Origin of the sequence: Pedococcus aerophilus (assembly GCF_039532215.1) — a bacterium.
GTDB classification, from domain to species: Bacteria; Actinomycetota; Actinomycetes; order Actinomycetales; family Dermatophilaceae; genus Pedococcus; species Pedococcus aerophilus.
Genome location: NZ_BAAARN010000004.1, coordinates 228,665 through 249,437, shown reverse-complemented (window position 1 = coordinate 249,437; position 20,773 = coordinate 228,665). Strand labels below are relative to the sequence as shown.

Sequence of the window (20,773 nt, the reverse complement as noted above, 5' to 3'; positions counted from 1 at the left end):
GGCGGCCATGGCGCGACGCGGGCTCGGAGAGCAGCTGGCACAGGTCCTCGGACGGGCCGTCCGCGACGGCGCGCTGCGCTGGGTCCGCAACCGCACGTCGTCCTCCCGCGCGTCGACACCCGGCACGTCGACACCAGGCACGTCGACCGCGCCCCGGCCCCGCACATCCCGACCAGACTCGACGCGTCCTCGATCGACCACTTCCCGCTCGACGGCCCCAAGGAGGGGCGTCGGCGGTGACTACCCCGGCGACTTCACCGGCCTCCCGGACCTGACGTATGCCGCCAACCCGGACGGGCGCCCCGACCCCGGCGAGATCGTGTGGACCTGGGTGCCGTACGAGGAGGACCACCGCCAGGGCAAGGACCGACCGGTGCTCCTCGTGGGCCGCGACGGCGGCTGGCTCCTGGGCCTCATGCTCACGAGCAAGGACCACGACCGCGACGGCGCCCGGGAAGCCCGCCGCGGGCCGCAGTGGCAGGACATCGGCAGCGGTGACTGGGACCGGCAGGGCCGGCCGAGCGAGGTCCGCCTCGACCGCGTCATCCGGGTCGACCCCGCGTCGGTGCGGCGTGAGGGGGCGACGCTCGACCGTGCCAGGTTCGACGAGGTGGCCACCGCGGTCCGTGCCCTGCACTGAGGGGCCCCGCGGCGGCATACCGATGGGCGAGTCCTGACCCGGAGCATGGCAACCCCTCACCGTTCCTTGACCCCGTGACCCTGCGGCGGTTTGTACCTTTTGCGGTGTTCGACGATCCGGACCCACCCGAAGGGGACCCCATGAAGCGAAGCCGACGGCACCGCGCCGCCACCCTGGCCGCAGCCGCCGCCACCCTGCTCGCCGCGACGACCGCCGGTGCGGCACCGTCCACGGCGAGCTCGGGGGCGCCGCACCCGACCGACCACGCCCAGCGCGCGGGCATCGCGAGGGGCGGCGACGCCTTCATGGGCTGGTCGCAGGACTCCACCACGGCGGCACCGACCCAGAAGCAGGCCGCCGACGCCTCGACCCTCGCCGCGGCGACGCAGACCCCGGGCATCGACGTGTCCAAGTGGCAGGGCAACGTCGACTGGGCGAGCTACTGGAGCCAGGGGAAGAAGTTCGCCTACGTGAAGGCGACCGAGGGCACGACGTACCAGAACCCCTACTTCGCCCAGCAGTACAACGGGTCGTACAACGTCGGGATGGTCCGCGGCTCGTACCACTTCGCCCTGCCGGACAACTCCAGCGGAACGGCCCAGGCCGACTGGTTCGTCGACCACGGCGGCGGCTGGTCCGCGGACGGCAAGACGCTGCCCGGCGTGCTCGACATCGAGTACGACCCGTACGGCGCCACCTGCTACGGCCTCAGCCAGGCGGCGATGACCAGCTGGATCGCGGCGTTCACGTCGCGGTACAAGGCCCGCACCGGCCGCGACGCCGTCATCTACTCGACGACGAGCTGGTGGACCACCTGCACCGGTAACACCAGCCAGTTCGGGGCGACCAACCCGCTCTGGATCGCGCGCTACAACACCACGCCCGGCACCCTCCCGGCCGGATGGTCGTACTACACGTTCTGGCAGTACAGCGACAACCCCGTCGACCAGGACTACTTCAACGGCGACCTGGCAGGACTGCAGAGGCTGGCGCTCGGCTGAGTCGTCCTCTGCTCCGGCTGTCACCCAGCCGGTCTCGTCGCCGTCGGCTGGGCACTCCGGTGGGGACGACGAAGGGGCCCGCTCACCGTGAGGTGAGCGGGCCCCTTCGAGATGTCAGGGACTCGATCAGATCGAGTTGGCCTTCTTCGCCATGGCCGACTTCTTGTTGGCGGCCTGGTTGGCGTGGATGACGCCCTTGCTCACGGCCTTGTCGAGCTTGGTCGACGCAGCCTTGAGCGCCTGCTGGGCCGCGTCCTTGTCGCCCGCCGCAGCGGCCGTCTGGAACTTGCGGATCCAGGTCTTGAGCTCGCTCTTGACGGCCTTGTTGCGCTCGGTCGCCGTGCGGTTCGTCTTGATCCGCTTGAGCTGGGACTTGATGTTTGCCACGTGTGTCTCTCTTGGTTGGTCGGTGGTTGCCGTTAGAGGGCGGCAGAAGCATCTCGGGACCGGGCGTGGGGCACCCGTGGTTGAGACGCTCTGGGTGGTGCTTGCATGCGCACACGACCATGCGCGCACGCGACGGGTAAATCTACCAGCGCGAGGGCCCCAGCCCCAAAACGTGCCCGTCGGACCCAACGGCGGTCAGTGGCGGTCGGTTGGGGGTCAGCGTCCGTGGCGGGCTGCGGTGATCGTCAGGATGGCACGCTCGACGGCGTAGACCGGGTCCCGGCCGCCGCCCTTCACCTCGAAGTCGGCCGCCGCCACCGCTTGGATCGAGTCGGCGAGCCCCTCCGGCCCCCACCCCGACAGCCCGCGCCGGGCCTTGTCCACCTGCCACGGCGCCATGCCGAGGTCGCGGGCGACGTCGGCGGAGCGGCCCCGGCCGGCGGCGCCGACCTTGACGAGCTGGCGCAGCTGCTGGGCGAGCACCGCCACGATCGGGACCGGGTCCACCCCGGTGGCGATGGCGTGGCGGAGCAGGCGCAGGGCCTCCCCCGCGTTCCCGGCGACAGCCGCGTCGGCCACCCGGAAGCCGGTCGCCTCGACCTTGCCCCCGTGGTACTTCGCGACGAGCTGCTCGTCGATCGTGCCGGTGGTGTCGGCGACGAGCTGCTGGCAGGCGGCAGCCAGCTCGCGGACGTCCTTGCCCACCGCCTCGATGAGCGCGCGGACGGCGTCGGGAGTGGCCTTGCGGCCCGCCCGCCGGAACTCGTGGGTCGCGAACTCCGCCTTGTCGCGGTCGGACTTGATCGCCGGCGCCTCGATGACCCGGGACTGCGCCTTCTTGATGGTGTCGAGCACCTTCTTGCCGCGCTGTCCCGACTTGTGGGTGACCACGAGGGTGACGTCGGGCTCGGGCGCCGCGAGGAACGCGAGCAGGTCGAGCTGCAGCTCGTCGGGCGCCTCGTCGAGGTCGTGCACGACGATCGCCTTGGACCCGCCGAACAGGGAGGGGCTCGCGTGCATGGCCAGGGAGCCGGCCTCGTAGGTCGCCGCGTCGAGGCGGACGACCTCGAGCTCGGGATCGGCCTGCCGGAGCTCGTCCAGGGTCGAGCTCAGCGCACGGTCGGCGATGACCTGCTCCGGGCCGGTGATGAGCACGAGCGGCGGCACGGACGTCGCAGTGGTGGTCACGGGACCACCCTCCCACGCGGCAGCGACACCACCCTCGCTGCGTGGCGCATCAGCCGCCTGGGCAGTAGGCCTCGCCGGGAGCCAGGTCGGGGTGGATCGCCCCACCGCGGTCGGACACCGACGTGACGGCGGCGGCTGCGCCGCGCCATACCGACACCACCTCGGCCAGGACCGCGACGGCGATCTCCCCCGGCGCCTGGGCACCGATGTCGAGCCCGATCGGCGCGTGCAGGGTGGCGAGCGCCTCCTCGGACACGTCGTGGGCCAGCAGCCACTCGCGGCGCCGCGCCTGGGTCTTGCGCGAGCCCATGGCGCCGACGTATGCCGTGCCCGCCGCGAGCGCGTCGCGCAGCACCGGTCCGTCCACGCCCTCGTGGTGGCTGGTGACGACGACCGCGTCGAAAGCCGGGTCGACCGCCACCTGCTCGGACGACACCGTGGTGATCCAGCCGAGCGGGACGCACAGCGCCTCGAGGGCCTCGACGACCGGTCCGTCTCCGACGAGCAGCAGGTGCGGGGAGCCATCCATGGGGCCAGTATCACCCGTATGGCGAAGTACACGGTGAACTCTGCAGCCGTCGAGCACGTCACGAGGTTGATCGAGGCGAAGCAGTACGTCCTCGACAGCTCGTGGGGCGACGTCCAGCCCGACGCCGAGGCCCAGAACGCCTACCTCGAGAAGCACGACTGGGAGGCGTACGGCGCGTGGCACCTCGGGCTCACCGGGGGCGCCACCGACGAGACGAAGGGGCGGTTCGCCTTCGCCGTCGGGGACTTTCGGCGGGTGCACCGCAGCGCCCTCATCGCCTGCGTCTACCGCGCGTCGGAGTGGCGGCACAAGGAGGTCGAGCTCGCTGCGCACGACCTGCTGCAACTGCTCGACCGCACCTCCGGCTGAGCGGCTGGACCGGTACCAACGTCCGGAACCTCCTGAAACCTGCCTGCCCGGATCACCGCGCGTGGCACCCTGTCGGCTCCGCCGCCTGCAAGGAACGAACTATGAGCCAGCCCCCTTCCCCGCCCACTCCCCCCGGCGTCTGGGCGACCCCGACGACGGGCCAGCACCCGACGGGGGGTCACCAACAGCACGCCGTCCTCCCCCAGACCGGCGTTCAGCGCGGGAGCAGCCTGCCGCTCTGGCTCGCCGGGGGCGCGCTGCTCGTGGCCCTGGTCGCCCTGGCGGTCGCCGTGGTCGCCCTGCTCGTGCCGTTCGGGGCCGGAGGGTTCGGCGGTGACCCCTCGGACTTCGCGGGCGGCTACGGCGAGTACGACGGCACGGTGCCGGGCGCGGTGGTCGGGCAGCAGCTCTCGGGCGACCGGATCGCGTACGCCGTGGTCGACAGCCTCCTGTTGGACGGCGCCGAGGTGGAGCCCGGCGGCGTGCAGTGCCAGACGGTGCTGAGGCTCGACGAGGGCTCGGCGGCCGACTGCCACGGCACCGTGGACGGTGACGAGGAGTGGAGTGGCTGGATCGAGTTCTACGGCGCGCCCGGGGAGTTCACGCTGTACCTCGACTGACGCGCAGGGCCCGGCCCTACTCGAACTGCATGGCGGCGGCACCGGTCTCGAGGCCGAGGCCCTTGAGACGGGCCGCGATGACGTCCTCGGGCAGCTCGAGGCTCTCGGCGAGCTCGGCGAGGTCCAGGCCCAGCTCGACCCCGTCGCGCAGCTCCTCGTCGGACTCCGGCGTCCACGCATGGCCCTGCGTCACAGCGGTCCTGGAGGTGTCCGCGGGTGGCGGGTCCTGCGCGACCGGTCGTGGGTCGGCAGCGGGTTCGGCGGGACGCGGGTGCTCTGCGGCGTCCTCGCCGGTGCGGCCCATCGTCGTCCCGATGACCGCACCCGTCGCCCCGCGCAGCGCGGGCTCGTGGACGGTCAGCGGCGGGGCAGCCGTCTCGTCGAGCCGCTTGAGGGCCGCCAGCACCCGGTCGCGGTCGGTGGTCGGCCAGAACGGCGGGAGCGACTTCTGGAGGAACCCGGCATATCGCGCCGTGATCATGCGGGAGTCGAGGAAGGCGACGACGCCGCGGTCGTCCGCCCGGCGGATGAGGCGGCCGGCTCCCTGCGCGAGCCGCAGGGCCGCGTGGGTGGCGGAGACCGCCATGAACCCGTTGCCACCCATGCGGGCGATGGCCTGGGCGCGGGCCGAGGACAGCGGGTCGTCGGGTCGCGGGAACGGGATCCGGTCGATGATGACGAGCTGGCAGCTCGACCCCGGCACGTCCACGCCCTGCCAGAGGGTCAGTGTGCCGAACAGGCAGGTCTTCGGGTCCTTGGCGAACTGCCGCACGAGCGTGGTGATCTGGTCCTCGCCCTGGCAGAGGAACCCGATCTCGCCGTCGAACCGCTCGCGCATCGCCTCGGTCGCGTCGCGCGCCGCGCGCATGGACGAGAACAGGCCGAGCGCCCGGCCGCCGGAGGCCCGGATGAGGGCCTCGATCTCGTCGAGGGTCGCGTCGCTGATGCCGTCGCGACCCGGCGCGGGGAGGTGCTGGGCGACGTAGGCGATGGCCTGCTGGGGGTAGTCGAACGGGCTGCCGACGTCGAGGCCGCGCCACTCGGGCGCCCCCTCGCCACGCAGCCCCATCGTCCCGGCCACCGCGTCGAACGTGCCGCCGAGCTCGAGCGTGGCCGAGGTCATGACGACGGTGCGGTCACCGAACACCTTGTCCCGCAACAACATCGCGACACTCATCGGAGCCACCCGGAGCACCGACCCGCGCCTCGGGTCGCGGTTGAGCCAGACGACGTCGAGGTCGCGCTCCTCGAGGATGCGGGAGGAGTTCTCGAAGACCTCCTCGATCGCGGCCTGCGCGACCTTGCGGGCGCCGTCGGCCTCGACACCCTTCTCGGGCTTGAGCTCGGTCATCACCTGGCGGGAGGTGTCACGGACGCGCGCCAGCGCCATGGCCAGCGAGTCGGGGATGCCGCCGAGCTTGCCCTCGGGCAGCTCGTCGAGGACGCCGGCCAGGAAGTCGGCCGCGTCGTCGACGGTCTCGGCGGAGTCGGCCATCCGGCCGGCGCGCTTGGCAGCAGCCGTGACCATCGGGCCGGTGAGCTCGTCGGTGATCGTCGAGGTGACCCGGTCGACGAGCTCGTGGCCCTCGTCCACCACCAGGACGTCGTGCTCGGGCAGCATCTGGCGGCCCTCGAAGGAGTCGATCGCCATGAAGGAGTGGTTCGTGACGATGACGTCGCACTCCTTGGCGGCCTCGCGCGAGCGCTCCACGAAGCAGTCGGCGAACGCCGGGCACTTGCTGCCCATGCACTCGTGCGCACTCACGGACACCTGTCGCCAGGCCCGCTCGCTCACACCGGGGACGAGCTCGTCGCGGTCGCCGGACTCGGTGGTGTCGGCCCACTCACGAAGGCGCACGACCTCCTGCCCGAGGCGCGAGGCCGCCTTGTCGACCTCGCCGACGCCGAACAGCCCCTCCTCCTCGTCGGGGAAGCCGCCCTCCAGCTTGTGCGCGCACAGGTAGTTGCGCCGGCCCTTGACCAGGCCGTAGGTCGGTCGGCGCCCGAGGATCGGCGTGATCGCCTCGGCGAGGCGCGGCATGTCGCGGTCGACGATCTGGGCCTGCAGGGCGAGCGTCGCCGTGGCGATGACGGCGGGCTTGCCGGTCTTCTGGGCGTGCATGACCGCTGGGATCAGGTAGGCGAGGGACTTGCCGGTGCCCGTGCCGGCCTGGACGAGCAGGTGCTCGTCCTTGGTGATCGCGTCCGCGACCGCGTGCGCCATCTCGACCTGGCCGGGGCGCTTGACCCCACCCACTCCCTGGACGGCGGCGTGCAGGAGTTCGTCGAGGGAAGCCACCGGGACAGGGTATGCCGTGCGGCCGGCCCCCGGTGTCAACCGTCCCCAGGGCTCACCGGGCCCCGGTCAGGTGCCGCCGTGCGGTCGCAGCGGTGCGCCGTCGACGCGGCGGGCCATGGTGACGTCATCACGGTCGTCGCCCGGGGCGACCCGGATCGCCCCCGGGATGCGCCCGACCTCGGTGTAGCCGCACTGCGCGTAGAAGTCGCTCGCCCCCGAGCCGCTGCGCACGCCGAGCTGGAGCAGCTCGACGTCGTCCTCGCGCGCGATCCGGTGCATCCCGGCCATGAGCAGCAGGCCCAGACCGCGGCGTTGCCGCGTGGGGTCGACCATCACGCGGTAGAGCCAGCGGCCGTGGTGCAGCAGGGGGTTGGGCGTCCTGACCCACCACGCCCAGCCCACGAGCGTGCCGTCCGGCTCGCGCAGCGCCCCCGCCACCGCGTCACCCGCCCCCATCTGCCGTTCGTGCGCGGTGAGCGCCTCCGCCACCCGCTCGACCGGGGCACCGGGCAGGAAGCCGACCGCTCCCCCGGCGTCGTTCACGGCGGTCCACAGGGCAAGCACCTCGCGGCGCACCGTCTCGTTCAGCGCGTCGACCCGCGTCACCCGTGGCGCCTCGAACACCGCCGAGGCGGGTTCGTCGGGGAGGTCGTCGGGGAGCACGACTCGCTCCCCGGTCCGGACGAAGCCGGCCGACTCCGCCGTCCGCACGGACGCGGTGTTGTGGTCCTTGACCAGGGCGCGCACGGGGTCGTGCGGCTGCCACTGCGTCGCCATCGTCGCCGCCGCTCGGGCCGCCTCGCGAGCCAGGCCGCGGCCCTGCGCCTCGAGGGTGAAGCGGTAGTAGAGGTTGAGGTATCCGTCCTGCTGCTTCACGCCGACCCAACCCAGCGGCACACCGGTCTCGAGGTCCTCGGCCACCCAGTAGCCGAAGTTCTGGTCCTGCCAATGGGCCAGGATCGACGTGAAGAACTTCGCGTTGGTCCCGGGGGTGCCGAGCACGTGCGGTGCGTGGGTGTGGAGGCGCGGGTCGCTGTGCACGGCGGAGTGGAAGGCGCGGTCCGCCTCGGTCGGGCGCCGCAACCGCAGCCGTGCGGTGGTGGTCTCGAAGGCCATGGCACCAGCCAAGCACGGCCCGCCGACACGGTGGGCCCGGCCGAGGTCCAGGCAAGTTCCGGGCCTGCGAGGATGGGCGGTGATGAGCACCGACCCCGCCGATCCCACGGTAGCCGCCGCCCCCTCCCTGCCCGACCTCCTCGACGGTGCCGCGGCCGGACCCGAGGAGGCGTATGACGCGTTCTCCACCTGGGCGGCGCAGCGCGGGCTCCCGCTCTACCCCCACCAGGACGAGGCGCTGATCTCCCTGCTGGCCGGGGAGAACGTCGTGCTGTCGACGCCGACCGGCTCCGGCAAGTCGCTCGTCGCCACGGGCGCGCACTTCGCCGCGCTCGCCGAGGACCGGGTGAGCTTCTACACAGCGCCGATCAAGGCCCTGGTGAGCGAGAAGTTCTTCGCGCTGTGCGAGGTGTTCGGGGCCTCCGAGGTCGGGATGCTCACCGGTGACGCGTCCGTGAACCCCGATGCCCCGATCATCTGCTGCACCGCGGAGATCCTCGCCAACATCGCGCTGCGCGAGGGCAAGGACGCCGATGTGGGGCTGGTCGTCATGGATGAGTTCCACTACTACGCCGAGCCCGACCGCGGGTGGGCGTGGCAGGTGCCGCTGCTCGAGCTGCCGCAGGCGCAGTTCCTCCTCATGTCGGCGACCCTCGGCGACATGACCGAGCTCGCCGAGGACCTGACCCGGCGCAACGGCCGCTCGACGGCTCTGGTGACGGGCACGGAGCGACCGATCCCGCTGAGCTTCTCGTGGGCGATGACGCCGCTGCCCGAGACGATCGAGGAGCTGCTGACGACCCACCAGTCGCCGGTCTACATCGTCCACTTCACCCAGGTGTCGGCGCTGGAGCAGGCGCAGGCGCTCATCGGAATGAAGTCGGCGCTGAAGGCCGACAAGGAGGCGATCGCCGAGCGGATCGCCGGGTTCCGCTTCACCGCAGGGTTCGGAAAGACGTTGTCCCGCCTCGTGCGTGCGGGGATCGGCGTCCACCACGCCGGGATGCTGCCGCGCTACCGCCGGCTCGTGGAGCAGCTCGCGCAGGACGGACTGCTCAAGGTCATCTGCGGCACCGACACCCTCGGGGTCGGCATCAACGTGCCGATCCGGACGGTGCTGTTCACCGGGCTGGTGAAGTTCGACGGCTCGCGCCAGCGGATCCTCAAGGCGCGCGAGTTCCACCAGATCGCCGGGCGCGCGGGTCGGGCGGGCTACGACACGAGCGGCTCGGTCGTCGTCCAGGCCCCAGAGCACATCATCGAGAACGAGAAGAACCTCGCCAAGGCCGGCGACGACCCCAAGAAGCGGCGCAAGGTCCAGCGCCGCAAGCCCGCCGACGGCGAGGTCTCATGGACCGAGCAGACCTACGACAAGCTCGTCGCGGCCGACCCCGAGCCGCTCGTGTCCCGGATGCGGGTCGACCACTCGATGATCCTCAACCTCGTCCAGCGCCCCGGTGACCCGGTGACCGCGCTCGCCAAGCTGATCCGCGACAACCACGAGTCACCGCGCAACCAGGCCCGGCTCGCCCGCCGTGCCATCACCCTCGGCCGCAGCCTGCTCGACACGGGCGTCCTGCACCGCGTGGACCCGCCCGGCTCCGACGGCCGCACCATCGCCGTCCGCGAGGAGCTCGCCGACGACTTCGCCCTGAACCAGCCGTTGGCACCGCTGGCCCTGGCGGCCCTGGACGTCCTCGATCCCGAGTCTCCGACGCACGCCCTCGACATCGTCTCGGTCATCGAGGCGATCCTCGACGACCCCCGGCAGATCCTCATGCAGCAGCAGTACAAGGCGCGCGGCGAGGCCGTCGGCGAGATGAAGGCCGACGGCGTCGAGTACGAGGAGCGGATGCAGCTGCTCGAGGACGTCTCCTGGCCCAAGCCGTTGGCCGAGCTGCTGGACGCGACGTTCGAGATCTTCCGGCAGAGCCACCCCTGGGTGTCGGAGTCCGCGCTGTCGCCCAAGTCGGTGGTGCGTGACATGTACGAGCGCGCCATGACGTTCACGGAGTTCGTGTCGTACTACCAGCTCGCACGCTCCGAGGGCCTGGTGCTGCGCTACCTCACCGACGCCTACCGGACCCTGCGCCAGACGGTGCCGGAGGCCCACCGCAGCGAAGCCTTCGAGGACCTGCACGAGTGGCTCGGGGAGACCGTCCGCCAGACCGACTCCTCGCTGCTCGACGAGTGGGAGGCGCTGACCGACCCCGACGCGAACGCCCGGCTCGACGAGCTCGAGCGACTCGCCGCGCACGGCGGGACGCGCGCGGGGCGACCGATCACGTTCAACGAGAAGGCTTTCCGCGTCATGGTGCGCAACGCGATGTTCCGTCGCGTCGAACTCGCATCACGCGACAGGTTCCGCGACCTGGCCGCCCTCGAGGAGGCGGCGGCGTCGATTCCCGAGCCGCCGCGCCACGCGATCATGGACGAGGCGGCCTGGGACGAGGCCCTCGGTGCCTACTACGCCGAGCACGACACCATCGGCACCGACGGCGCTGCCCGAGGTCCGGGCCTGCTGCACCTCTCCACCACCACCGGTCCCGCGCCCGGCGAGAACGAGCCCGAGGGCGACCACCGCCTCTGGCTGGCCCGCCAGACCCTCGAGGACCCCGAGGGCGACCACGACTGGGTCATCGAGGCGACCGTCGACCTCGACGCCTCCGACGAGGCCGGCGAACCCGTCGTCCTCACGACCGCGTTCCGCCGCCTCTGACGCCCGAAACCCGGTGGACGGGTGGACCCGGCTCGGGCAGGGTCGAGGACGTGCAGCCTGACGAGATCTGGGACCAGACCGCCGCCGACCTCTACGACACCCCCGGCGAGGGGATGTGGTCCGACGAGGTCCTGCGACCGACCGTCGACCTGCTCGCCGGGCTCGCCGGGGACGGCTCAGCCCTCGAGCTGGCCATCGGGACCGGCCGCGTCGCCATACCGCTCGCGGAGCATGGCGTCGCGGTGACGGGGATCGAGCTGTCGGAGCCGATGGTCGGCAAGCTGTACGAACGCGTTGGTACGCAAGCGATCCCAGTGACCATCGGTGACATGGCCACGACGAGGGTGGAGGGCGAGTTCTCCCTCGTCTACCTCGTCTTCAACACCATCTCGAACCTGCTCACCCAGGACGCCCAGGTCGAGTGCTTCCGCAACGCCGCCCGCCACCTGTCCCCCGGCGGCGCGTTCGTCATCGAGCTCTGGGTGCCCCAGCTGCGCCAGCTCCCGCCCGGCGCACCGGCCGCGGTCTTCTCGAGCCGGCCCGGCTACGTCGGCCTCGACGACTACGACGTGCTCGATCAGCGCGTCACCTCGCACCACTTCCGGTACGACCGGGGCCGCGAGGCCACCCACGCGATCAGCCCGCACCGCTATGTGTGGCCGGCCGAGCTCGACCTCATGGGACGCCTCGCGGGGTTCGGACTCGAGGCTCGGTATGCCGACTGGGACAGGTCCGCGTTCACCGCCGACTCCCGCTCGCACGTGTCGGTCTACCGGCTGCTCTGACGGCCGCAACGTCCCGGACGGGGGCCAGCCGTCGCGGATCAGCTGCTGCGCATGAGGAGCTCGCGCAGGCTCGTGGCCGGGCGGCCGGTGAGACGCTCGACGCTGTCGCTCACGGCGGCCACCTCGCCGCGCGCGATGGCGGTGTAGGTCGACACCCACGCCTCGACCTGCCAGTCGGGAGCACCGTACGACGCCCGTGAGGCGTAGGCCTCGGGCAGCGACTCGTCGACGTAGGTCGTCGGTCGGCCGGTCACCTCGGTGACGACCTGGGCTGCCTCGGCGAGGGTCAGGGCCTCAGGTCCGGTGAGGTCGTACGTCGCCCCGACGTGCCGGCTCGGGTCGATGAGGACAGCGGCAGCGGCTGCTGCGACGTCGTCACGCGCGACGGCCGCGACCCGGCCGTCACCCGCGGGTCCACGGATCGCTCCGTCGGTGGCCATCAGGGGCAGGAAGTCGGCGTAGAAGCTGTCGCGCAGGAAGGTGTGCTCCATGCCCGAGGCCCGGATCGCCTCCTCGGTCGCGAAGTGGTCGCGCCCGAGCGTGAAGGTGCAGTCGGCGGCCGCGCCCTGGAACGACGTGTAGACGACGTGACGAACGCCCGCAGCAGCGGCAGCCGCGACGAAGGCCAGGTGCTGACCGCGACGGTCGACGTCCTCGGACGCCGACACCATGAGGAGCGTGTCGATGCCGGCCAGGGCCTCGCGGACCCCCGGGGTGTCGGCGTAGTCGACCTTCCGCACGTCGGCGCTGGGAACGGAGGGCGCCGCCTCGGGGCGCCGAGCCAGGAGCACCATCCGGTCGGCCGGGGCGGTCTGCTCGAGGAGCAGCCGGGTGACCGCACCACCGAGGGCACCGGTCACCCCGGTCACCCCGGTCGTGCGGGGACCGGCTGACTCGGCCGGACCAACGGGAGCAGGCGGCATACGAGGTTGCTCCTAGGCAGCGAAGTCGGCGAGCTCGGACGCGAGCTCGGGGTGCACCCGCGCCTTGACGTGCGTGCCCCGCTCGGTGTGCTCGCTGGAGAGCACCTCGGCCTCCTCGTGCAGGCGGCTGACGAGGTCACCTCGGTCGTAGGGCAGCAGCACCTCGACGTCGATGTCGGGCCGGGGCAGCTCGTCCGCGATGAGGGCGCGCAGCTCGGCGAGCCCGGCACCGGTGCGGGCCGACACGACGATGCAGTGCTTCTCGTGGCGGCGGATCCGGTCGATCACCTCGGGGTCGGCGGCATCGGCCTTGTTGACGACGATGACCTCCTTGACGTCCGCGGCGTCGACATCGGCCAGAACTGCGCGCACGGCGCTGATCTGGCCCTCGGGGTCGGGGTGCGAACCGTCGACGACGTGCAGCAGCAGGTCGGCGTCGGCCACCTCTTCGAGCGTCGAGCGGAAGGCCTCGACGAGCTGCGTCGGCAGCTGGCGGACGAAGCCCACGGTGTCGGCGAGCGTGTAGAGACGGCCGTCCTCGGTCTCGGCGCGACGCACGGTCGGGTCGAGGGTGGCGAACAGCTGGTTCTCGACGAGGACGCCGGCGCCGGTGAGGCGGTTGAGCAGCGAGGACTTGCCGGCGTTGGTGTAGCCGGCGATCGCGACGCTGGGCACCTCGTGGGCCTTGCGGCTGAGGCGGCGGGTGTCGCGGCTGGTCTTCATCTCCTTGATCTCGCGGCGCAGCTTGGCCATCCGCGTGTTGATCCGGCGACGGTCGAGCTCGATCTTCGTCTCACCCGGACCACGCGAACCCATGCCCTGGCCGCCGGCTGCCTGGCCACCGGCCTGGCGGGACATCGACTCACCCCAACCACGCAGGCGCGGCAGGAGGTACTGGAGCTGGGCCAGCTCCACCTGCGCCTTGCCCTCCTTGGACTTCGCGTGCTGGGCGAAGATGTCGAGGATCAGTGCGGTGCGGTCGATGACCTTGACCTTGACGACGTCCTCGAGCGCGCGGCGCTGGGACGGCGTGAGCTCGGTGTCGCAGATGACGGTGTCAGCGCCCTCGGCGATGACGATGTCGCGCAGCTCGATGGCCTTGCCCGAACCCAGGTAGGTGCCGGTGTCGGGCTTCGCCCGGCGCTGGACCAGCCCCGCGAGCACGGTGGAGCCGGCGGTCTCGGCCAGGGCCGCGAGCTCGCGGAGCGAGTTGTCGGCGTCGTCGGCGGACCCCTCGGTCCACACGGCGGCGAGGACGACGCGCTCGAGGCGCAGCTGGCGGTACTCGACCTCGGTGACGTCCTCGAGCTCGGTGGACAGCCCGGCCACGCGGCGCAGGGCCGCGCGGTCCTCTCGGTCGTACTGGTCGCCGTCGAAGCCGTGCTCCTCGCCGTGGACGAGGGTGTCGTCGTCGGCGAGTGCTTCGGCGCGGAAGTCAAAGATGTCAGAGCGTGGTGTCATATCTCCCTCAGGATCTCACTGATACAACGGAAGCGGCGACCCGTTTATGTCCTCGCCCCTCGGGTGGCCCTAGCGTTGACCCCGATGAGCGACCACGACCACTACTTCACCGCCGAACCGGTCAGCGCGGCGCAGCAGCGCTCCACCTCCGTGGAGCTTGCCGGGCGCGAGGTCACCGTGCGCACCGCGGCCGGCATCTTCAGCCCCGACGGCATCGACAAGGGCACCGCCGTGCTGCTGCGCGAGGCCCCGGCGCCGCCGACCTCGGGCGCCCTCCTCGACCTCGGCTGCGGCTGGGGCCCGATCAGCCTCACCCTCGCGCTGCGCTCCCCGGAGGCCACCGTGTATGCCGTGGACGTCAACGAGCGCGCGCTGGACCTCCTCCGCACGACCGCGGCCTCCCTCGGCCTCACCGCGGTGCACGCGTGCCGTCCCGAGGACGTGCCGGCGGACGTCGAGTTCGCCGCTATCTGGTCCAACCCCCCGATCCGGGTGGGCAAGGCGGTGCTGCACGACATGCTCCTGACCTGGCTCCCCCGCCTCGCCGTGGGTGGCGCGGCCTACCTCGTGGTCCAGAAGAATCTCGGCTCGGACTCGCTGCAGAAGTGGCTCGTCGGCCAGCTCCCCGGCGAGGCGTATGCCGTGGAGCGGTACGCGTCGGACAAGGGCTTCCGGGTCCTCGAGGTCCGCCGCACCGCCTGACCCGCCGGTCAACGGGCCGGGTGCACCACCATCGCCGATCCGCCGCTGCGACGCGTGGTCTCGGCGGCCGCCTCGAAGTCGTCGCGGCCGTTGATCCGGATGGCCGCCGCGTTGCCGATGACGGCGGACTCCCTCAGCTGGTGACCGAGAGCCTTGAGGGCGCTGCCGTCGGCAGAGCCCAGCAGGGCAGGCTCGGCGTCCTCGGTGCCGTTGCGGGACGACAGCCGGGGGGCGGCGATCGCGTCGACGAGGGCCAGGTCCCTGTCGAGGTGCTCGGTGATGACCTGGGCGACCGTCGTGATGATCGTCGCGCCACCGGGACTGCCGACGCTGAGGATCGGCGTGCCGTCCTCGAGGATGATCGTCGGGCTCATCGACGAGCGCGGCCGCTTGCCGGGTCCGGGGAGGTTCGGGTCCGGGACGCCGGGCTGCACCGGCGCGAAGTTGAAGTCGGTGAGCTCGTTGTTGAGCAGGAAGCCGTAGCCGGGGACGGTGATGCCCGAGCCGCCGTACTGCTCGATGGTCAGGGTGTAGGCGACGACGTTCCCCCACCTGTCGGCGACCGACAGGCTGGTGGTCGACCGACCGTCGTTGGGCAGGCCGGTCGTCTTCTTCGCCGTGCCACAGGCGCTGTAGTCGCCGTCGGGCTGGCCGAACGGGATGGGGCGCGGCTGGGCCTTGTCCGCGTCGAAGAGGCAGGAACGCTCGTTCGCGAAGCCTTGCGAGAGCAGCTCGTTCGTCGGGACGCCGCTGACGTCACCGACGTAGCGGTTGCGGTCGGCGAAGGCCGTGGCGGACGCCTCGCTGAAGCGGTGCAGGTACTCCGCGTTGCTGACCTCGGAGAGCGATGTGCCCGTGCGCCGGTCGTAGGACTCGAGCAGGTTGAGGATCTCCCCGACGGCGATGCCACCCGAGCTGGGGACCGGCATGCCGTAGACGTCGAGTCCGCGGTACGTCGTGTGCGTCGGCTTGCGGTGCACGACGTCGTACGCCCGCAGGTCGCCGAGCGTCAGCTGGCCCCGGGGCACCTCGACGCCCGGTGCCGTGTGCGGGTCGGACGCCTCGGCGACGACCGCACGGCCCAGCTTCCCGCCGTAGAGGGACGCGATGCCGTGGGTGCGGACCTCGCGGTAGGCGCGGGCGATGTCGGGGTTGTTCCACCGGGTGCCGACGGCCGGCGCCTTCCCGTCGCGCAGGAACACGCGGGCCGTTTCGGGGAACATCGCGAAACGCTTCTCGTTCTCGGCCGTCAGGTCGTGGAAGCTCTGGTCGACGACGATGCCCTCGCGGGCCAGCCGCTCGGCCGGCTTGAGCAGGTCCCCGAGACGACGGGTGCCGAACCGGTCGACGGCGGCGGCCCAGGTCGCCGGCGTGCCCGGGGCGCCGACCGACAGGCCGGAGTTGACCGCCTTGTCGAAGTTCACCGGGGTGCCGTCGGGGTTCAGGAAAGCCTTGTCCGTGAACGACTTCGGCGCGGTCTCGCGCCCGTCGATGGTGGAGACGCGGCCGGTCTTCGCGTCGTAGTGGACGAAGAAGCCGCCACCGCCGATGCCCGAGGTGTAGGGCTCCACGGCTCCGAGCGCGGCAGCCGTCGCCACCGCGGCGTCGGCGGCGTTGCCCCCGGCCCGCAGGACATCGATGCCGACCTGGCTGGCCTGCTGGTCGACCGACGACACGGCACCGCCGGAGCCGCGCATCACCGGGACCTTGGGCAGGTCCTTGCCGTGCCCACCGGGATGACGGCCGGCCTGACCCGGCGCAGCGGCGCGCCCCGTTCGGTCGCCGTCACCGCCTCCACCACCCGCAGCGGTGGCAGGAAGGGCGACGGCTGCGGCGAGCGAGGCAGCCGTCACGCAGGACAGGAGCAGGCGCGGTGCGGCGAGGGTCATTCCCAGACCGTATTGCGACATTACGGACAGCGCACGTCGACCTTCGGTGCCGCGGCGCAGCCCGCAGGCGTGCGCGGCGCAGATGGGTGGGGCGGCCTAGACGAGCGAGGTCGTGCCGTCGGCCACCAGCACGGCTGGGCCGGCGAGCTCGACCTGCTGGTCCGCGAGCATGCGGACGCGGAGCCGCCCGCCGGGGACGTCGACCGTCCAGGAGTCGCCGCGGTCCCCTGCCCAGAACCGGGTCGCCAGCGCAGCAGCCGCGGCGCCGGTCCCGCACGAACGGGTCTCGCCGACGCCGCGCTCACGCACGCGCATCCGGATGTGACCGGCCCCCATCGGCCGGACGAACTCGACGTTGGTGCCGTGCTCCGGCTCGGGGTTGACCACGGGCAGCCGGTGCAGGTCGAGGGTCTCGAGGTCCACCGTCTCCGGCAGGGCGACGACGGTGTGCGGGTTGCCGAGGTCGAGGGTGAGGGCCGACAACGGCTCGTGGCCGTCGAGGTGCACGAGTGCGTCGAAACCCTCGGCGTCGGCGATGTGCGGCTGGGCGAGGCGCCACGCGCCGAGGTTCACCGCGATGAGGTCGGGGCCCTCGAACCGCACGACCTTCACGCCCGCTCGGGTCGCGATGGCGAACTCGTTGGCGGTCTCGAGGCCCTCGCGGCGCAGGTAGGCCGCGAACACCCGGGTGCCGTTGCCACACATCTCCGCCGTGCTGCCGTCGGCGTTGCGGTAGTCCATGAACCACCGCGCCGTGCTCGCCTGCTGCAGGACCTCGGGCTCGGTGGCGAACGCAGTGGGGACGACCCGGATGACACCGTCACCGCCGATCCCGGAGTGGCGGTCGGCGAGCCGGGCAGCCTGCTCCGAGGACAGCGGACGGTCCCCCTCGAGGTCGGGCACCAGGACGAAGTCGTTCTCGGTCCCGTGGCCCTTGGTGAAGGGGGTCTGGTCAGCCATGGTCGTCATTGTCCCTGATGGCTGCCCGGACCGTCGCCAGTGCCCGCGCCGTGAGGTCGCCGCGGTGCTCGGCACCGGCGTCGAGCCAGTGGATGCGGTGGTCCGGGCCGAACCACGACTCCTGCCGCCGGGCGAAGCGGCGGGTCAGGGCGACGGTCTCTTCGCGCGCTTGCCGGCCGTCGAGCCGGCCGTCGAGCTCGGCCAGCGCCTGCGCGTAGCCCAGGGCTCGGGACGCCGTGCGACCGCGGCGCAGGCCGAGGCCGTCGAGGGTGCGGACCTCGTCGAGCAGCCCCTGCTCCCACATGCGGTCGACCCGCTCGACGATCCGCTCGTCGAGCTCGGCACGCGCCACCCTGAGCCCGAGGACCACGGTGGGCTGGACGAACTCCCGGGTCGGCATCGACGCGGAGAACGGTCGCCCCGTGAGCTCCACCACCTCGAGGGCCCGCACGATGCGGCGGACGTTGTTGGGCTGCATACGCTCCATCGCCACGGGGTCCAGGGCGCGCAGGCGCTCGGCCATCGCGGCGGCGCCGAGCTCCTCGGCCTCCGCCTCCAGGCGGGCCCGCAGCTGCGGGTCCGTGGGAGGGATGTCGAGAACGTCCAGGGCCGCCCGGACGTACAGGCCCGAGCCCCCGACGACGACGGGGTGCAGCCCTCGCCCCTGGATGGCATGGAGGTCGGCCCTCGACGCGGACTGGTACGCGGCGACGGACGCCTCGTCCGTCACCTCGAGCACGTCCAGCTGGTGGTGGGGTATGCCGCGGCGTTTCACGGGTGCCAGCTTGGCCGTGCCGATGTCCATGCCCCGGTAGAGCTGGCTGGCGTCGGCGTTGACGACCTCGCCACCGAGCGCCTCGGCGAGGTCGAGTCCGAGGTCGGACTTGCCGGTCGCCGTGGGCCCGACGACGGCGACGACCAGAGGCCCGGTCACCGCTGCGGCGTCACAGGTCGTGGTCGTCCGGGGCGTCGTGGCCGAACGGGTCGGGGTCGACCCCCGGCATCCAGCTGCCGCCGGGCTTGCCCCAGCCGGCCTTCTTGGTGGCCTTGCGCGCCTTCTTGCCCCACTTGTCGTTGAGCCGGTCGACGTAGAGGAAGCCGTTGAGGTGGTCGTACTCGTGCTGCATGCAGCGGGCGAACCACCCGGTCGCCTCGAACGAGATCTCGTTGCCCTCGCCGTCGAACCCGGTCACCGTGGCGAACTCGCCGCGCTTGAGCGGGAAGCTCTCCCCCGGCACCGACAGGCAGCCCTCGACCTCCTCGTGCGGATCGGGGTCCTCCTGCGCCGGCTTGCTCGGGCTGACGAACGGGTTGACGATGACGCCGCGCACGGGGACGTCGTCGTCGTTGTCCATCTGCCACGTGAAGACCCGCAGCCCCACACCGATCTGGGGAGCGGCGAGGCCGACACCGTTCGCGGCGTCCATGGTCTCGAACATGTCGGCGATGAGGTCGGCGAGCTCCGCGTCGAACGCGGTCACCGGTTCGGCGCGGCGGTGGAGCACGGGCTCGCCCAGGATCACGATGGGCCGGATCGTCATGCGGTGGAGTCTTCCAGATCGTCAGCCGCAGGCGGGAGCCGGTGCGGCAGCAGGGCGTCCGACACCGGGCATGCCGAGTGACACGGCCGGCTTGCCGGGCACCGGGGAGCCCTGGAGCGCTGCCCACGCGTCGCCACCGGCGGTGCGTCGCACGCTGTACACGCCGCCCTCGAGGGCGGCATCGGCGACGAGGTGGTGCGGGGCGCCATAGGTGACACCGACGGTGACCAGGTCACCGGGACGGGGGCGTTCGGCGCTGTCCGGCACGGCGAAGTGGACGAGGCGGTTGTCGCGGGCGCGACCGGAGAGGCGGTGGGTCGCGGTGTCCTTGCGTCCTTCACCGGTGGCGACGAGCACCTCGACCTCGCGACCCTCGAGCCGACGGTTCTCGGCCCACGAGACCTCCTCCTGCACCGCCAGCAGTCGCATGTAGCGCTCCTGGACGACCGCCTTGGGAAGCTGGTCGGGCATCGTCGCCGCGGGGGTGCCGGGGCGGATGGAGTACTGGAACGTGAAGGCACTGGCGAACCGCGACTCGCGCACGACCCGCAGGGTCTCCTCGAAGTCGGCCTCGGTCTCGCCGGGGAAGCCGACGATGATGTCGGTGGTGATCGCGGCGTCCGGGATCTGCTCACGGACCTTGTCGAGGATGCCGAGGAACTTGGCGCTGCGGTAGGAGCGGCGCATCTCCTTGAGCACGCGGTCGGATCCGGACTGCAGCGGCATGTGCAGGCTGGGCATGACGTTCGGCGTCTGGGCCATCGCCGTGATGACGTCGTCGGTGAAGGCGGCCGGGTGCGGGCTGGTGAAGCGCACGCGCTCCAGGCCCTCGATCTCGCCGCAGGCGCGCAGCAGCTTGCCGAACGCGAGGCGGTCACCGAACTCGACGCCGTAGGTGTTGACGTTCTGTCCGAGCAGCGTGACCTCGACGACCCCCTGCTCGACGAGCGCCTTGACCTCGGCGAGGACGTCTCCGGGTCGGCGGTCGGCCTCCTTGCCGCGCAGGCTGGGGACGATGCAGAACGTGCAGGTGTTGTTGCAGCCCACCGAGATCGAGACCCAGCCGGCGTAGGCCGAGTCGCGACGGGTCGGCAGCGTCGACGGGAAGACCTCGAGGCTCTCGAGGATCTCGACCTGGGCCTCACGGTTGTGGCGGGCTCGGTCCAGGAGGGCCGGGAGGCTGCCGATGTTGTGGGTGCCGAAGACGACGTCGACCCACGGCGCGCGCTGCACGATGGTCTCGCGGTCCTTCTGCGCCATGCAGCCGCCGACGGCGATCTGCATGTCGGGGTTCGCGGTCTTGGCGGGGCGCAGCTGGCCGAGGTTGCCGTAGAGCTTGTTGTCGGCGTTCTCGCGCACCGCACAGGTGTTGAAGACGACGACGTCGGCAGCGCTCGGACGGTCGTCGGCGGGCACGCTGTTGACGTCGACGTACCCGGCCGTCTCGAGCAGCCCGGCGAGTCGCTCGGAGTCGTGCACGTTCATCTGGCACCCGTGGGTGCGCACGTCATAGGTCTTGTGCGTCGTCTGTGTGGTCATCGCACCGACAAGGGTACGTGCTGCGCACCCCCGCGTATGCCGCGTGGTCGAGACCCCACGAACGAGCACGTCGTGGGTCCCAGCCCGCGTGGTGAGGGCTGGGTC

The 20,773-nt window shown here is 71.8% G+C and carries 19 protein-coding genes; 7 read left to right on the top strand and 12 right to left on the bottom strand.

Going from position 1 to position 20,773, the window contains the following annotated elements:
* Window positions 1-7 precede the first annotated feature (7 nt).
* Window positions 8-640, top strand: coding sequence for a type II toxin-antitoxin system PemK/MazF family toxin (locus ABD286_RS15725; protein WP_344195159.1), 633 nt, complete (start codon window positions 8-10; stop codon window positions 638-640).
* Between the two features lie 140 nt (window positions 641-780).
* Window positions 781-1,641 carry a lysozyme gene (locus ABD286_RS15720; protein WP_344195158.1) on the top strand — a complete coding sequence of 287 codons (861 nt, stop codon included), beginning with the start codon at window positions 781-783 and terminating at the stop codon, window positions 1,639-1,641.
* Between the two features lie 126 nt (window positions 1,642-1,767).
* Here the strand turns inward: ABD286_RS15720 and rpsT are convergent, their stop codons facing one another.
* From rpsT to ABD286_RS15705, 3 genes are all read right to left on the bottom strand, one after another.
* Window positions 1,768-2,028 (bottom strand): 30S ribosomal protein S20, encoded by a 261-nt coding sequence (rpsT, locus tag ABD286_RS15715; protein ID WP_344195157.1) that lies wholly within the window; start codon window positions 2,026-2,028, stop codon window positions 1,768-1,770.
* A gap of 216 nt (window positions 2,029-2,244) precedes the next feature.
* On the bottom strand, window positions 2,245-3,216 hold the full coding sequence (holA, locus tag ABD286_RS15710; RefSeq protein WP_344195156.1) for a DNA polymerase III subunit delta: 972 nt from the start codon (window positions 3,214-3,216) through the stop codon (window positions 2,245-2,247).
* Between the two features lie 49 nt (window positions 3,217-3,265).
* Entirely contained in the window at window positions 3,266-3,745 is a 480-nt protein-coding gene (locus ABD286_RS15705) for an XdhC family protein (protein WP_344195155.1), read from the bottom strand.
* 18 nt (window positions 3,746-3,763) lie between these two features.
* Between ABD286_RS15705 and ABD286_RS15700 the strand changes: the two genes are divergently transcribed.
* Both ABD286_RS15700 and ABD286_RS15695 read left to right on the top strand, forming a co-directional pair.
* Entirely contained in the window at window positions 3,764-4,114 is a 351-nt protein-coding gene (locus ABD286_RS15700; RefSeq protein ID WP_344195154.1) for a hypothetical protein, read from the top strand.
* Between the two features lie 101 nt (window positions 4,115-4,215).
* Window positions 4,216-4,734, top strand: a complete 519-nt coding sequence (locus tag ABD286_RS15695) for a hypothetical protein (RefSeq protein WP_344195153.1) — start codon at window positions 4,216-4,218, stop codon at window positions 4,732-4,734.
* Between the two features lie 16 nt (window positions 4,735-4,750).
* Here the strand turns inward: ABD286_RS15695 and ABD286_RS15690 are convergent, their stop codons facing one another.
* Together ABD286_RS15690 and ABD286_RS15685 are read right to left on the bottom strand one after the other, a co-directional pair.
* Complete coding sequence (locus ABD286_RS15690; RefSeq protein ID WP_344195152.1) at window positions 4,751-7,033, bottom strand: ATP-dependent DNA helicase; 2,283 nt, start codon at window positions 7,031-7,033, stop codon at window positions 4,751-4,753.
* Between the two features lie 66 nt (window positions 7,034-7,099).
* Complete coding sequence (locus ABD286_RS15685) at window positions 7,100-8,149, bottom strand: GNAT family N-acetyltransferase (protein WP_344195151.1); 1,050 nt, start codon at window positions 8,147-8,149, stop codon at window positions 7,100-7,102.
* A gap of 82 nt (window positions 8,150-8,231) precedes the next feature.
* Between ABD286_RS15685 and ABD286_RS15680 the strand changes: the two genes are divergently transcribed.
* Window positions 8,232-10,868 (top strand): DEAD/DEAH box helicase, encoded by a 2,637-nt coding sequence (locus tag ABD286_RS15680; RefSeq protein WP_344195150.1) that lies wholly within the window; start codon window positions 8,232-8,234, stop codon window positions 10,866-10,868.
* Window positions 10,869-10,918: 50 nt separating this feature from the next.
* Window positions 10,919-11,653: a class I SAM-dependent DNA methyltransferase gene (locus tag ABD286_RS15675; protein WP_344195149.1), complete on the top strand. Its 735-nt coding sequence runs from the start codon at window positions 10,919-10,921 to the stop codon at window positions 11,651-11,653.
* A gap of 38 nt (window positions 11,654-11,691) precedes the next feature.
* Here the strand turns inward: ABD286_RS15675 and ABD286_RS15670 are convergent, their stop codons facing one another.
* Both ABD286_RS15670 and hflX read right to left on the bottom strand, forming a co-directional pair.
* Window positions 11,692-12,576: an SDR family oxidoreductase gene (locus ABD286_RS15670; RefSeq protein WP_344195148.1), complete on the bottom strand. Its 885-nt coding sequence runs from the start codon at window positions 12,574-12,576 to the stop codon at window positions 11,692-11,694.
* Window positions 12,577-12,588: 12 nt separating this feature from the next.
* Window positions 12,589-14,037 (bottom strand): GTPase HflX, encoded by a 1,449-nt coding sequence (gene hflX / locus ABD286_RS15665; RefSeq protein ID WP_344195147.1) that lies wholly within the window; start codon window positions 14,035-14,037, stop codon window positions 12,589-12,591.
* 84 nt (window positions 14,038-14,121) lie between these two features.
* Between hflX and ABD286_RS15660 the strand changes: the two genes are divergently transcribed.
* Window positions 14,122-14,739, top strand: coding sequence for a class I SAM-dependent methyltransferase (locus ABD286_RS15660; RefSeq protein ID WP_344195146.1), 618 nt, complete (start codon window positions 14,122-14,124; stop codon window positions 14,737-14,739).
* An 8-nt stretch (window positions 14,740-14,747) separates the two neighbouring features.
* On the opposite strand, the gene ggt is transcribed toward ABD286_RS15660, so the two are convergent.
* From ggt to miaB, 5 genes are all read right to left on the bottom strand, one after another.
* Complete coding sequence (gene ggt / locus ABD286_RS15655) at window positions 14,748-16,628, bottom strand: gamma-glutamyltransferase (protein WP_425565405.1); 1,881 nt, start codon at window positions 16,626-16,628, stop codon at window positions 14,748-14,750.
* 96 nt (window positions 16,629-16,724) lie between these two features.
* Window positions 16,725-17,588 (bottom strand): diaminopimelate epimerase, encoded by an 864-nt coding sequence (gene dapF, locus ABD286_RS15650; RefSeq protein WP_344195145.1) that lies wholly within the window; start codon window positions 17,586-17,588, stop codon window positions 16,725-16,727.
* On the bottom strand, window positions 17,581-18,522 hold the full coding sequence (gene miaA / locus ABD286_RS15645; RefSeq protein ID WP_344195143.1) for a tRNA (adenosine(37)-N6)-dimethylallyltransferase MiaA: 942 nt from the start codon (window positions 18,520-18,522) through the stop codon (window positions 17,581-17,583). The genes dapF and miaA overlap by 8 nt, the downstream gene beginning before the upstream one ends.
* 10 nt (window positions 18,523-18,532) lie before the next feature.
* A complete protein-coding gene (def, locus tag ABD286_RS15640) occupies window positions 18,533-19,129 on the bottom strand; it encodes a peptide deformylase (protein WP_344195141.1) in 597 nt (198 codons plus the stop codon).
* A 21-nt stretch (window positions 19,130-19,150) separates the two neighbouring features.
* Window positions 19,151-20,668: a tRNA (N6-isopentenyl adenosine(37)-C2)-methylthiotransferase MiaB gene (miaB, locus tag ABD286_RS15635; protein ID WP_344195139.1), complete on the bottom strand. Its 1,518-nt coding sequence runs from the start codon at window positions 20,666-20,668 to the stop codon at window positions 19,151-19,153.
* Window positions 20,669-20,773: the final 105 nt, after the last annotated feature.

What these genes read in the sequence shown, in the direction of transcription:
- ABD286_RS15695 (WP_344195153.1), top strand. Translation starts at nt 4,216, where the DNA reads ATGAGCCAGCCCCCTTCCCCGCCCACTCCCCCCGGCGTCTGGGCGACC.
- ABD286_RS15700 (WP_344195154.1), top strand. Translation starts at nt 3,764, where the DNA reads ATGGCGAAGTACACGGTGAACTCTGCAGCCGTCGAGCACGTCACGAGG.
- miaB (WP_344195139.1), bottom strand. Translation starts at nt 20,668, where the DNA reads ATGACCACACAGACGACGCACAAGACCTATGACGTGCGCACCCACGGG.
- ggt (WP_425565405.1), bottom strand. Translation starts at nt 16,628, where the DNA reads ATGACCCTCGCCGCACCGCGCCTGCTCCTGTCCTGCGTGACGGCTGCC.
- ABD286_RS15670 (WP_344195148.1), bottom strand. Translation starts at nt 12,576, where the DNA reads ATGCCGCCTGCTCCCGTTGGTCCGGCCGAGTCAGCCGGTCCCCGCACG.
- ABD286_RS15660 (WP_344195146.1), top strand. Translation starts at nt 14,122, where the DNA reads ATGAGCGACCACGACCACTACTTCACCGCCGAACCGGTCAGCGCGGCG.
- dapF (WP_344195145.1), bottom strand. Translation starts at nt 17,588, where the DNA reads ATGGCTGACCAGACCCCCTTCACCAAGGGCCACGGGACCGAGAACGAC.
- ABD286_RS15680 (WP_344195150.1), top strand. Translation starts at nt 8,232, where the DNA reads ATGAGCACCGACCCCGCCGATCCCACGGTAGCCGCCGCCCCCTCCCTG.
- ABD286_RS15685 (WP_344195151.1), bottom strand. Translation starts at nt 8,149, where the DNA reads ATGGCCTTCGAGACCACCACCGCACGGCTGCGGTTGCGGCGCCCGACC.
- ABD286_RS15725 (WP_344195159.1), top strand. Translation starts at nt 8, where the DNA reads ATGGCGCGACGCGGGCTCGGAGAGCAGCTGGCACAGGTCCTCGGACGG.
- def (WP_344195141.1), bottom strand. Translation starts at nt 19,129, where the DNA reads ATGACGATCCGGCCCATCGTGATCCTGGGCGAGCCCGTGCTCCACCGC.
- hflX (WP_344195147.1), bottom strand. Translation starts at nt 14,037, where the DNA reads ATGACACCACGCTCTGACATCTTTGACTTCCGCGCCGAAGCACTCGCC.
- ABD286_RS15720 (WP_344195158.1), top strand. Translation starts at nt 781, where the DNA reads ATGAAGCGAAGCCGACGGCACCGCGCCGCCACCCTGGCCGCAGCCGCC.
- ABD286_RS15705 (WP_344195155.1), bottom strand. Translation starts at nt 3,745, where the DNA reads ATGGATGGCTCCCCGCACCTGCTGCTCGTCGGAGACGGACCGGTCGTC.